Consider the following 12,447-nt stretch of genomic DNA (forward strand, 5'->3'; position numbering starts at 1 on the left):
AGCAGCCGCTCAACGATCCCCGAACATGTCACCCAGCCCGCCGAGAACCGAGCCTTCGCCCTTGTTGCCGCCGATCCCGCCCGCCTGCAGCACCCGGTCTGCCAGGCGCGAGAACGGCAGGCTCTGCAGGAACACCGTGCCCGGCCCCCGCAAGGTGGCCAGAAACAGCCCCTCGCCGCCAAAGACCATCGACTTCAGGTTTCCCGCCCGCTCGATCGAATAGTCCACACCGGCGGTGAAGGCGGCGATGCAGCCGGTGTCCACGCGCAGCACCTCACCCGCCTGCAGATCGCGGCGGATCAGGGTGCCGCCTGCGTGGACAAAGGCCATGCCATCGCCGGTCAGCCGCTGCAGGATGAAGCCCTCGCCGCCGAAGAACCCGACGCCTAGCTTCTTCTGAAAGGCGATGTCGGTGCGGGTGCCGAAGGCCGCGCAGAGAAAGGCGTCCTTCTGGCAGATCACCTCGCCACCCAGCTGCGCCATGTCCATCGGCACGATCCGCCCAGGGTAAGGCGCGGCAAAGGCCACCCGGCGCTTGCCCTGCCCCTTGTTGGTGAAATGCGTGAGAAAGATCGATTCGCCGGTCAGCACCCGCTTGCCGACGTTCATCAGCGCGCCCATCACCCCGCTTGTGGGCGTCGATCCGTCGCCCATCCGGCTCTCGAAGGTGATGCCGTCTTCCATGTAATTCATCGCACCGGCCTCGGCGATCACCGTTTCGCCGGGGTCGAGCTCGACCTCGACGATCTGCATGTCGTCGCCGAAAACCTCGTAGTCAACCTCGTGGCACTGCATGGCCCAGGTCCTTTCATGAGTCCCCTGCCCCGATCCTAGACCCGAGGCACGGCCAACGAAAAGCCCGGTATTCCCGCCCTTTGCCCGGCCGCCTAGATAATCTCGTCCTCGTCAAACAGTGGCGCCGCTTCGCGCTGGTGCGACATGCCGTCGACCACCGCCTCGGCCACCTTGGTCGACGGCGTGAGCGCAATATGGAACAGCGCGTCGCCCTCGTTGACCACCGGCATATTGGTGCGGCCGATGATGATGCCCTCGATCTCGCTCAGCACCTCTTCTTCGACATCGCCGGTGGGGTCGGCCACCACGCCCAGCACCTCGCCCTCGGTGACGTAATCGCCGATGGTGCGATAGGTCCGCAGCAACCCGCCCAAGGGCGCGCGCTGCCAACTTGACCGCTCCGACAGCAGCGGCGGTGTCTTGACCTGCGGCACGCCGCGAGACCCGATCATGCCGAGGTGATGCATCACCCGCAGGATGCCCGACAGGCCTGCGCGGGCGGCATATTCGTCAAAGCGCAGCCCCTCGCCCGCCTCGTACAGCAGGATGTCGCAGCCCACCTCTTCGGCGGCATGGCGCAGAGAGCCGTCGCGCAGCTTGGATTGCAGCATCACCGGCGCGCCGAAGGCCTGACCCAGCTTGGCCAGCCGCGGGTTGCCGGGGGTCAGACGGATCTGCGGCAGGTTCTCGCGGCGGATGGCGGCGGAATGGAGGTCAATGCCCAAGTCGGAGCGGGCGACGATCTCGGTCATGAAGATATGCGCCAGCCGCGCCGCCAGCGAGCCCGAGGGATGGCCCGGGAAACAGCGGTTGAGATCGCGGCGGTCCGGCAGATAGCGCGAATGGTTGATGAAGCCGAAGGAGTTGACGATCGGCACCGCCAGGAGCGTGCCCGCCAGCCGCTCGATCGGCTTGGCGCGCAGCAGGCGGCGCACCACCTCGACGCCGATCACCTCGTCGCCGTGGATCGCCGCCGAGACAAAGACCACCGGGCCCGGGCGCTTGCCGTGAAAGACATGCACCGGCATGGTGACCGGCGTGTGATCGGGCATCTGGCTGACTGGCAGTTCGACGATCCCCTCGCTGCCCGGTTCAATCCGCGTGCCGCCGATTTCGAATGCTTCGCGCCTGGTCATGATCGCCCTCCGCCGCTGCTGTCTTTCGGCGATAGGAAAAACCGGCGGGCTTGTCCATTGCGGCGGTCGGATTGGCCGCACGGCAGCGGCAACCGCCGCAGCGAGGCCACAAAAAACCCCCGAAGCCGGGCTTCGGGGGTCTGTCGGGCCCGAGATCAGCGCAGGATCAGCTCGGCGCCTTGGTCTTGCGCAGATAGGGCAGCACGGTCTCGAACTCGCCGAATTTCTCCTTGGCGGCCTCGTCGTTGACCGCGGTCGGGATGATCACGTCCTGGCCCACCTGCCAGTTTGCCGGGGTGGCGACGCCATGCTTGGCGGCGGTCTGCAACCCGTCGAGCGCGCGCAGCACCTCGGCGAAGTTGCGGCCGACGTTCATCGGATAGGTCATCGACAGCTTCAGCTTCTTGTCCGGCCCGATGATATAGACCACGCGCACGGTGGCGCTGTCATTCGGGGTGGCGTTCTCGGGCAGGTAGAACTCGGCCGGCAGCATGTCGAAGGCCTTGGAGACCGCGAGGCCGTTGTCGGCAATGATCGGGAAACCGGCCTTGGTGCCGGCGACCAGTTCGATGTCCTTCTTCCAGCCCTTGTGCTCTTCGACGCCGTCGACCGAGATGCCGATCACCTTGGTGCCGCGCTTTTCCCACTCGTCCGAGAGCTGCGCCACGGCGCCGAACTCGGTGGTGCAGACCGGCGTGAAATCCTTCGGGTGCGAGAACAGGATCGCCCAGCTGTCACCGATCCAGTCGTGAAAGGTGATGGTTCCCTGGTCGGTCTCGGCGGTGAAATTCGGCACGGTATCGTTGATGCGCAGTCCCATGACAGCTCCTTCGGTTTGACGCTCCGGCAGCGCCGGATAATTTGATCAAATTATGATTGCGGTCTCTTGTGACCGTACTGATGTGGTGACACAGTGCCGCTAATCCAAGGGAGGTCAACCAATGATCGAGAAACGCCAGTTCTACATTGACGGTGCCTGGGTGGACCCCGCCGCACCGAAGGATCTTCACGTCATCGACCCGTCCACCGAAGAGCCCTGCGCGGTGATCTCGCTCGGTGATCAGGCGGATACCGATGCCGCTGTCGCCGCCGCCCGCGCCGCGTTCGACGGCTGGGCCGCGACCCCGCTCGACGACCGGGTGGCGCTGCTGCGCAAGCTCTACGACGTCTACAAGGCCCGCGCCAAGGAGATGGGCGCAGCCATCAGCAAGGAGATGGGCGCGCCCATCGACTATGCCAATGCCAACCAGGTCGGCGCCGGCACCTGGCACATGAGCGGTTTCTTCAAGGCGCTCGAGGGCTTCAGCTTCGAGAGCGATTTCACCGCCACCGAGAAGCACCTGAAAGAGCCGATCGGCGTCTGCGGGCTGATCACGCCCTGGAACTGGCCGATGAACCAGGTGGTGCTCAAGGTCTTTCCGGCGCTGGCCGCGGGCTGCACCGTGGTGCTGAAACCGTCCGAGGTGGCGCCGCTGTCGTCGCTGCTCTTTGCCGAGTTCGTCGACGAGGCGGGCTTCCCCAAGGGGGTGTTCAATCTGGTCAACGGTGACGGCCCCGGCGTCGGCACGCAGCTTTCGGTGCACCCGGATGTCGACATGATCTCCTTTACCGGCTCGACCCGCGCCGGCATCGCGATTTCCAAGGCGGCGGCAGACAGCCTGAAGCGGGTGTCGCTGGAGCTGGGTGGCAAGGGCGCCAACATCATCTTTGCCGATTCCGACGAAGACGCGGTCAAGCGCGGCGCGCGGCATTGCTTTGCCAACTCGGGCCAGTCCTGCAACGCGCCGACCCGGATGCTGGTGGAACGCTCGCGCTATGACCAGGCGGTGGAGATCGCCGCCGGGGTGGCCGAAGCCACCCGCGTCGGACCGGCCTCGGAGCCCGGCAAGTTCATAGGCCCCGTGGTGTCGGAGGTGCAGTTCGAGAAGATCCAGAAGCTGATCGAGACCGGCATGCAGGAGGCGCGGCTGGTCGCCGGCGGCCCGGGGCGGCCCGAGGGGCTGAACCGCGGCTATTTCGTGCGGCCGACGGTCTTTGCCGATGTGACCAATGACATGACCATCGCGCGGGAAGAGATCTTCGGCCCGGTGCTGTCGATCCTGCCCTTCGACAGCGAGGAAGAGGCGGTGGCGATTGCCAATGACACGCCCTACGGGCTGGCGGACTACGTGCAGACCGAGGACGACGAGAAACGTCGCCGGGTGGCACGGCGGCTGCGCGCCGGGATGATCGAGACCAACGGTCAGGGCTTTGCCCAGGGCTCGCCGTTTGGCGGCTACAAGCAGTCCGGCAACGGCCGCGAAGGCGGAAAGCACGGGCTGGACGAGTTTCTCGAGGTCAAGGCGGTGTCCGGCTGGGCCGCCGAGTGAACCGGGGGCGGCGGTGAAAACCGCCGCCTTTTTTGATACGGGCGCAAGCCGCACCATCGCCGACCCGTGGGGTGGCGATCCGACTTCGGTTCGGCGGCGGTTTATCTCAGCCAAATCCGAAGATGATCTGATCGGTGCGCTCAAGGCAGCCAAATCGCCGCCCCGGGGGGCGGGTCGGCGATGGTGCGGCGGCCTGCGGCCTTGATTCCGCACCGTGGCATTTGGCCGGGGCTTTGCAACAGATCGGCCATGGCCCGTTTCGCGTCTGACAGGCTGTCGACGCCTGTTTGCGACCGAACTATTCCGGAAGCGTCACACCCCACCCCGGTATGCGCAAAACGCAATCCGGGTATGCAAATTTCACATTGAGATTCAACAAACTGCGCTTGTCCGACTCGGATGCATCGCCTACCTGCGATTCATGGCCAAGCGCCATTGGATGCCAACCGCTCAACCCCCGAGGAGTGGACCAATGATGACACGTGACGAAATCATCCGCGATGCGCGCAGCCGCGCCGGCACCCTGCCGGCCGTGTTCATCGTCTATGGCGTCCTTCTGGCCACCATGGTGGCCACCGGGATGGCGATGACCTGAGGTCAGCCGCGACCTGTCTACCCCCTGCGCCTTCGGGCTTCAACCGCAGACCGCCGTCCCGGGCCTGACCCGGGACCTCACGGCGTTGCAAGGACGCGTCTGCCGTGGAGGCCCCGGATCAGGTCCGGGGCGCGCGTCGCGCATGGCGTCAGACGTCGGCCGCTTCACCCACGTTGTCGACACCCCGCTCTTCGAGCAGCGTGGTCAGCCAGTTCGGGTCCATCTCGGGCACCGAGCTGAGCAGCAGGTCGGTGTAGGGATGGTGCGGCGGGGTGAACATCTCGTCCTTGGGCCCCTGCTCCACCACCTTGCCGTATTGCATCACCACCACCTCGTCGGCGATCGAACGCACGGTCGCGAGGTCGTGGGTGATGAACATGTAGGCCAGGTCGAGCTCGTTCTGCAGCCGGTCGAGCAGCTTGAGAATGCCCTCGGCCACCAGCTGATCGAGCGCCGAGGTGACCTCGTCGCAGATGATGAAGGTGGGCTCTGCCGCCAGCGCCCTGGCGATGCCGATGCGCTGCTTCTGGCCGCCTGACAGCTCTGGCGGATAACGGTTGTAGTACTTCGACGGATCGAGCTCGATCAGGTCGAGCAGCTCGTCCACCCGGTGCTTCAGATCAGCGCCCGACAGGCAGGAATAGAACTGCGCCGGCCGGCCGATGATCTCGGAGATCCGCACCTTGGGGTTCAGCGCCGTATCGGCCATCTGATAGATCATCTGCGCCTGGCGCAGCTGGTCCTTGGAGCGGTCCTGATAGCGCGGCGGCAGCGGCTCGCCCTGAAACAGCACCTGGCCGTTCGACGGCGGCAGCAGACCTGTGATCACCCGGGCGGTGGTCGATTTGCCAGAGCCGCTTTCGCCCACCACGGCGACGGTCATGCCCTTGTAGATGTCGAAGGACACGTCATCGAGCACCTTGACGCCGCCGGTATAGGAGGCGTCGACGTTCTGCACCGAGATCAGCGGCGTCTCGCCCTTGGGCCGCGGCTTCTGCGGCCGCTCGAAGCTGCGCACCGCCCAGAGCGACTTGGTGTAATCCTCCTGCGGATTGTCCAGCATCTCTTCGGTCGGCTGCTGCTCGACCTCTTCGCCCTTGAGCAGCACCTTGATGGTATCGGCCATCTGCGCCACCACGGCGAGGTCATGGGTGATGTAGATCGCGGCGGTGTTGAACTGGTCGACGATGTCACGGATCGCCGCCAGAACCTCGATCTGGGTGGTCACGTCGAGCGCCGTCGTCGGCTCGTCAAAGATGATCAGGTCCGGCCGGCACGACATCGCCATCGCCGTCATCGCCCGCTGCAACTGCCCGCCGGACACCTGGTGGGGATAGCGAAAGCCGATCTCCTTGGGGTTGGGCAGGCGCAGACGCTCGTAGAGGTCCATCGCGTCTTCCTGCGCCTCGATCCGCTTCTGGATGCGGTAGTGCAGCGGCGCCTCGGTGTGCTGGTCGATGATCTTGTGCGCCGGGTTGAAGCTGGCGGCCGCCGACTGCGCCACATAGGCGATACGGCTGCCCCTCAAAGCGCGCCGCTCGCCCTCGGTGGCGGTGGTCAGCTCCATGCCGTCGAACTCGATCTTCGAGCCTTCGACAATGCGGGTGCCGTCGCGGGCATAGCCCATGGCGGCGGCGCCGATGGTGGACTTGCCGGCCCCGGATTCGCCGATCAGCCCCATCACCTCGCCGCGGTGCAGGGTCAGGTCGACGCCCTTGATGATCGGCACCCAGGTCTCGCCGGTGTAGCCCTCGATCTTGAGGTCCTTGATCTCGAGCAGAACGGATTTGTCGTGTACCATCTAGCTTACTCCTTCAGTCCGGAGGACCGGAACAGCATCCAGTCGACAACGAAGTTGACCGCCACGGTCAGCAGGGCGATCGCCGCCGCCGGGATCAGCGGGGTGATGTCCCCGAACGAGATCAGCGTGGCGTTTTCCCGCACCATCGAGCCCCAGTCCGCGGTCGGCGGCTGGATGCCGAGGCCCAGGAACGACAGGCCCGCCACCAGCAGGAAGACAAAGCAGAACTCGAGCCCGAATTCGGCGATCAGTGGCGCGGTGGAATTGGGCAGGATTTCCTTGCGGATCAGGTAGCTGTCCTTTTCGCCGCGCAGCTTCGCCGCCTCGATATAATCCATCACCACCACGTTGCCAGCCACCGCCCGCGTCAGGCGGAAGACCCGCGGCGCATAGATGATCGCGACGGCAATGATGATGACATAGACGTGCGGCCCGAAGATCGACAGCATCAGCAGGGCAAAGATCAGCGAGGGGATCGACATGATCACATCGGCAAAGCGCCCCATGGCCTGGTCAAACCAGCCGCCCTTGGTGGCGGCCAGCAGACCGCCGATCGCGCCAAGCGCAAAGGCGGCAATCGTCGCCGCCAGCGCCAGCCCGACCGAGTTGCGCGCGCCGTAAATGATCCGGCTGAACATGTCGCGGCCCAGCTGATCGGCGCCCAGCAGCATGTTCTCGTCCGCCGGGGCAAAGGACGAGGCGATGACCTCGCTCTCGCCGAAGGGCGCGATCCAGGGCGCGAAGATCGCGGCGATGGCATAGGTGAAGATCACGAACATGCCGAAGGCCGCGGTCAGCGGCGCGGTCTTGAGCTCCTTGCCGAGGTTGGTGGGCACCAGCAGCACGAGGAATTCGCGGAAGCTGTAGGACACCCCCGCCGCGAATGCCAGCGCCGCCGCCGCGGTGGCGACGAAGCGCAGCGCGCCGGTGCCGCCGACGATGCCCAGGATGAAGCTGATCAAAGTCAGCGAGAACAGCAGGATGAAGGGCCCCCGCTTTTCGTAGAACGCCGCCAGACATGATGCGATGATCAGGCAGGCGAAGTAGAGAATGACGAATACGCTCATGGTCTCTCTCCCTTACTTCGGATGCCGCAGGCGCGGATTTGTGAGGATTGCGCCGACATCGGCTGCCAGATTGAGCAGGATGAAGGTCGCCGCGAAGATCAGGCAGCAGGCCTGAACGATGGGGAAGTCACGCTTCGACACCGCGTCGACCAGCGCCTGGCCGATGCCGGGATAGACAAAGACCACCTCGACCAGCACCACGCCGGTAATCAGGTAGGCCAGGTTCAGCGCGATGACGTTGATGATCGGCGCCCAGGCATTGGGCAGCGCGTGTTTCACGATCACCTTCCAGGGCGGCGTGCCTTTCAGCCGCGCCATCTCGATGTAGGGCGAGGCCAGCAGGTTGATGATCGCCGCCCGGGTCATCCGCATCATGTGCGCGGTGACCACCAGGACCAGCGTCAGCGCCGGCAGGAAGGTGCGGTGCAGCAGGTCGAGAAAGGACATGTCGGCGCGCAGGCTGGCGATCGCCGGGAACATGCCGGTCTTGACCGAGAGATAGAGGATCAGGATGTAGCCGAGAAAGAACTCCGGGCTAGAGATCGAGGTCAGCGTCAGCACGTTTGCGACCCGGTCGAACAGGGTGTTGCGCAGAAGCGCCACGATCACGCCCAGGGTGATGGCAAAGGGCACGGCGATCACCGCGGCATAGGCCGCGAGAAACAGCGTGTTGACGAAACGCTCGGTGATGATCGAGCTGACACGTTCGCCGGACACGACCGAATTGCCGAAATCGCCGACGACGGCACCGCCCAGCCATTCGAAATAGCGCACGAAGGCGGGTTTGTTCAGTCCCATCTCCTCGCGCAGGGCGGCCAGGTTCTCTGGCGTGGCACCCTGGCCCAGAACCGCTTCGGCGATGTCACCGGGCAGCAGTTCGACCATGAAGAAGATGATGACGGATATGACCAGAAGCGTGATGAGGCCAAAGCCCAGACGCTTCAGGACGAGGCTCAGAATGTCCCCCATTGAGGCTCTCCCTTTGCTTTTTATCCCGCGCCAGGCGTGGGTCTTTGGGCCCGGTCAGGGGCCGGTGCGATGGCCCGGGACGCGCCCGGGCCACCACCTCTGTCAGGGTCGGCTCAGCCGTCGAACCACCAGCGGCTGGCGGCGCGGCAGCCGTCCATTTCCCAGCTCGCGGCCAGTTCGCCGCTGTTCTGGACGTTGGACCGGCGGCCGTAGACGAAGTTCCGGAAGAACGGGATGATCGTGCCGCCATCGTCGCGGGCGATCTCGGCCATCTCGCGGTAGATCTCGGAGCGCTTGGCATCGTCCAGCTCGGACTTGCCCTGCAGCAACAGCTCGTTGAAGCGCTCGTTGTCCCAGAAGCTCTCGTTCCAGGCCGCGTCGTTCTTGTAGGCCAGGGTGTACATCACGTCCGGTGTCGGACGCGCGCCCCAGGCCACGGCGCAGAACGGCTTTTTCAGCCAGACGTCCGAGTAATAGCCATCGTTGGGCTCGCGCACGACGGTGATGTCGATGCCCGCCGCCTTGGCCTGCTCGGAGTAGAGCACGCACATGTCGACCGCGCCCGAGAATATCGATTCCGCCGAGGACAGGTTGATCTTGAGGTTCTCGTGACCGGCCTTCTTGAGCAGCGCCTTGGCCTTGTCGGGGTCGTAGCTGAGCTGGTCGAGCCCCTCGGGGTAATAGGGCTGCGCCGGCGAGTGGTGGAAATCGTTGCCGGGCGTGCCGGCGCCAAAGGCGATCTTTTCGACGATCTCCTCGCGGTTCATCGCCAGTTTCAGCGCCATGCGCACGTCGACATTGTCGAACGGCGCGGTGTTGCAATGCATCGGCATGGTGATCGCCGAGGCCGAGGGCACGTTTTCCACGATCAGCTGCGGATTGCGCTGCATCAGCGCCATGGTCTTGAGGTCGATGGCCGAGACCGCGTCGACATCGCCGGTGACTAGGGCGGTCTGGCGGGCGTTGGGATCGTTGATCGCGATCATCTCGACCGCGTCGAAATAGGCGCCTTCGCCGTGCCAGTCGTCATGCCGCTCGAGCTTGAAGCCGACGCCGAACTCGCCATCGACGATCTTGTAGGGGCCGCAGCCGATGCCGCTCTGCCAGTCGATGCCGTCCTCGGTCGCCGGCTGGATCGTCAGGTGATAGTCGGTCATCAGCCAGGGCAGGTCGGCGTTCGGGCCGGTCAGCTTGAAGACGACGGTCAGATCGTCGGTCTTGGTGATGTCCTCGACATCCGCGAGCAGTGCCTTGGCCGCCGAGGTGGAGTTTTCGCCGCGGTGGAAGTTCATCGAGGCGATTACGTCATCGGCGGTACATTTGCGGCCGTCGTGGAAGGTGACGTTGTCGCGGATCTTGAAGGTCCATTCCGAAGCATCCTCGGAGCCGGTCCACTCTTCCGCCACGTCGCCGCCCAGGGTCTGATCGGTGTTGATCAGCGTCAGATAGGCGCGGTGGGTGTGGGCCAGGAAGATCTGCTGGATCGACAGATAGGTGCCGGGATTGTGGGTGTCGGACGAGTTGTTGTCATGGATGCCCACCCGGAAGGTGCCGCCGGATTTGGGCTGCGCCTTGGCCTCGGTGGTCCAGAGACCGGTGGCGGCAGCGGCGGTCACGCCGGCGGCGGCCGAATGGCGCATGAAGTCGCGCCGCGACAGGCGACCGAGGCGCGCCTCGTGCGTCAGCCGGTCCATCAGGCTTTGGTCTTTTTTGTTACGCATGGTGTGTTCTCCCTGTTGTCATGCGAGGGCCCGCCGTTTGCGGCGGGTCATGCCGTGGCCCCCTGCGGGGCCATCGACCGAGGTCTTGGCTGTCGGGCCGCCGTGGCGGCAGAACAGGTCGGTCGGTCGACGCATTCCGAAATGCTTTTTCCTGTTTCCCTGCGTGGCATCCGCCCAGGCGCGCGCATCATCACGCCGGCCTTTGTGCCACGCGGGCCGGTCTCCGGTGCGACGTTCGCTTGTGCGAAAACGACACCTCCATCGAAACATGATCACCGGCGCTAATCCACTCAAATTCTCGAAATCTCTTGTCTTTTTCGCAGACAGGCCCCGGGGCCAGCCTGCGCGAAATGAACCGGAAACGACAGAAATGTCGTTTTCGCACGCCGAGCACCGGCTTGCAACCAAGCGGCCCGGTGCCGCGCCACGGCCGAAGCGCAGCGCGGGCTCGTCGGAGAGGGCGCGCCGGTGCCCTTCGGCGGGCGCGGCCCTGGCCCCGACGCCTGCTGGCCGCAGCTGCCTAGATGGTATCACTTTCCCTGTCATCGCCCCCGAGTGTGCGGGCGAGACCGGCGGATCCCGGGCCGAAAACCGAAGGTTTGGCGGCCGAATCCGACCTCTGCCGCGGTCAGTCGTCGTCCGGCAGCCACTCGCAGGGCACCGCTGGCATCACCGAGCGCAACAGCGTCACCGCGGACTCGAGCCCCTCGCCCGCGTCGATCAACCGGTCCTGTGGCTGGATGCTGAGCCAGCCGTCATAGCCCGCCATCCGCAGCCGGTAGCAGAACTGCCGCCACCAATCCGCGCCATGGCCATAGCCCGGCGTCACCGGAGACCAGGCTCGCGCCGGCACATCGCCCAGCGCACCGGTCTCCAGCCGCGAGGTGGTGGCCAGCACCGACGCGTTGAGCATCACGTCGCCCGCATGCACATGGTGGATCGCCTCGCCCAGCGCCTCGGCCGCGACCAGCGGATCGGCCCCCATCCAGGCCAGTTGCCCGGGATCGAGGCTGGCGCCCAGCATCGGCCCGACCAGTTCGCGCAGCTTCAGCAGGCTGGGAACGTTGTAGACACATTGGTTGCCGTGCAGCCCCAGAGCGATCTGCCGCACACCGCTGTCGCGGGCGACGGCGACCGCCGCCTCCCAGAAGGGCAGAAGCACCTCATCCCACTGGAACCGCAGGATATCCTGCGTCTCCGGCGGCCAGGACGAGACCACCCAGTTGGGCATGGTGTCGGTGGCGGTGCCGGCGGGCAGGCCCGACATGGTGCAGACCGTGCCGATCCCCATCTCGCCGGCCAGCCGAATGGTATCGAGCAGGCAATCGCCCTGCGCCCGGTCGGTGGGATGCAGCGGGTTGCCGCTGGCATTCAGACTGACGATCTCCAGTCCCCGGCTCTCGAATGCGCGGCGAAACCGACGCCGCGCCTTGGGGTTGCCCTTCAGCTCGGCCAGATCGACATGGGGCGCCTGCGACCAGCCGCCCGTCGTTACCTCGACACCCTTGAGCCCGAGCGCCGCCGCCCGGTCTAGCATGGCGTCGCGCGAGAGATCCGCCATGCAATCCGACACACAGCCCAGCTTCATGCGCGCGCCCCCATGGGTGCGCTGCGCGGTTCATCTGAAATCATTCCAAGGCTCCACACGCGGCCCGGCCCCGACCGCATGTCAACGCCCTGCGCCGCGCTCATTGATGCGACCTGCGCAGCATGGCCCGGAATGGTTGCCAGAAGGCTAACGGGGACAGGCGGCCTGTGAATGCGCCAGACGAGCGGGGGCCAACTCACCCGGTCGCCAGCCGTCAGTGAAGGGTGAAACCGGACCAAGGAACTCGGGAGACCTGGCCCTTGCAGAAAGCCAGCCAATCCAGTCACTTCGCCGAAATCCGACGCCCCGGGCCCCTCCCGTCAGGCGCGCAAGTTGACGAATGCCACCGCCCAGAGCTGAGAGTTCCACGACCTCCGCAGCGCGCCGGCTCGGGCCGCCAATTTGT

At 65.4% G+C, this 12,447-nt stretch carries 10 protein-coding genes; 2 read left to right on the top strand and 8 right to left on the bottom strand.

Annotation, left to right across the window (positions count from 1 at the left end; all coding sequences use genetic code 11):
* Nucleotides 1-9 precede the first annotated feature (9 nt).
* The 3 genes from ACN0SE_RS15315 to ACN0SE_RS15325 all read right to left on the bottom strand — a co-directional run bounded on the left by ACN0SE_RS15315 (nt 10) and on the right by ACN0SE_RS15325 (nt 2,751).
* Entirely contained in the window at nt 10-795 is a 786-nt protein-coding gene (locus ACN0SE_RS15315; protein ID WP_417525403.1) for a TIGR00266 family protein, read from the bottom strand.
* A gap of 92 nt (nt 796-887) precedes the next feature.
* Nucleotides 888-1,931: a succinylglutamate desuccinylase/aspartoacylase family protein gene (locus tag ACN0SE_RS15320; RefSeq protein WP_417525404.1), complete on the bottom strand. Its 1,044-nt coding sequence runs from the start codon at nt 1,929-1,931 to the stop codon at nt 888-890.
* A 166-nt stretch (nt 1,932-2,097) separates the two neighbouring features.
* The gene (locus ACN0SE_RS15325) at nt 2,098-2,751 is read right to left on the bottom strand and encodes a peroxiredoxin (protein ID WP_417525405.1); all 654 of its coding nucleotides are present in this window, start codon (nt 2,749-2,751) and stop codon (nt 2,098-2,100) included.
* Between the two features lie 121 nt (nt 2,752-2,872).
* On the opposite strand from ACN0SE_RS15325, the gene ACN0SE_RS15330 reads away from it, so the two are divergent.
* The gene (locus ACN0SE_RS15330; RefSeq protein WP_417525406.1) at nt 2,873-4,300 is read left to right on the top strand and encodes an aldehyde dehydrogenase family protein; all 1,428 of its coding nucleotides are present in this window, start codon (nt 2,873-2,875) and stop codon (nt 4,298-4,300) included.
* A gap of 472 nt (nt 4,301-4,772) precedes the next feature.
* Entirely contained in the window at nt 4,773-4,895 is a 123-nt protein-coding gene (locus tag ACN0SE_RS15335) for a hypothetical protein (RefSeq protein ID WP_323765941.1), read from the top strand.
* Between the two features lie 148 nt (nt 4,896-5,043).
* On the opposite strand, the gene ACN0SE_RS15340 is transcribed toward ACN0SE_RS15335, so the two are convergent.
* The 5 genes from ACN0SE_RS15340 to ACN0SE_RS15360 all read right to left on the bottom strand — a co-directional run bounded on the left by ACN0SE_RS15340 (nt 5,044) and on the right by ACN0SE_RS15360 (nt 12,041).
* Nucleotides 5,044-6,696 carry an ABC transporter ATP-binding protein gene (locus ACN0SE_RS15340; RefSeq protein WP_417525407.1) on the bottom strand — a complete coding sequence of 551 codons (1,653 nt, stop codon included), beginning with the start codon at nt 6,694-6,696 and terminating at the stop codon, nt 5,044-5,046.
* Between the two features lie 5 nt (nt 6,697-6,701).
* A complete protein-coding gene (locus tag ACN0SE_RS15345; RefSeq protein ID WP_417525408.1) occupies nt 6,702-7,763 on the bottom strand; it encodes an ABC transporter permease in 1,062 nt (353 codons plus the stop codon).
* A 12-nt stretch (nt 7,764-7,775) separates the two neighbouring features.
* Nucleotides 7,776-8,732, bottom strand: a complete 957-nt coding sequence (locus tag ACN0SE_RS15350) for an ABC transporter permease (RefSeq protein WP_417525409.1) — start codon at nt 8,730-8,732, stop codon at nt 7,776-7,778.
* A gap of 113 nt (nt 8,733-8,845) precedes the next feature.
* Complete coding sequence (locus ACN0SE_RS15355; RefSeq protein WP_417525410.1) at nt 8,846-10,453, bottom strand: ABC transporter substrate-binding protein; 1,608 nt, start codon at nt 10,451-10,453, stop codon at nt 8,846-8,848.
* A 628-nt stretch (nt 10,454-11,081) separates the two neighbouring features.
* Nucleotides 11,082-12,041, bottom strand: a complete 960-nt coding sequence (locus ACN0SE_RS15360) for a sugar phosphate isomerase/epimerase family protein (RefSeq protein ID WP_417525411.1) — start codon at nt 12,039-12,041, stop codon at nt 11,082-11,084.
* Between the last annotated feature and the right edge of the window lie 406 nt (nt 12,042-12,447).

The sequence above is a fragment of the Marinovum sp. genome (assembly GCF_048263515.1).
Classification (GTDB): domain Bacteria; phylum Pseudomonadota; class Alphaproteobacteria; order Rhodobacterales; family Rhodobacteraceae; genus Marinovum.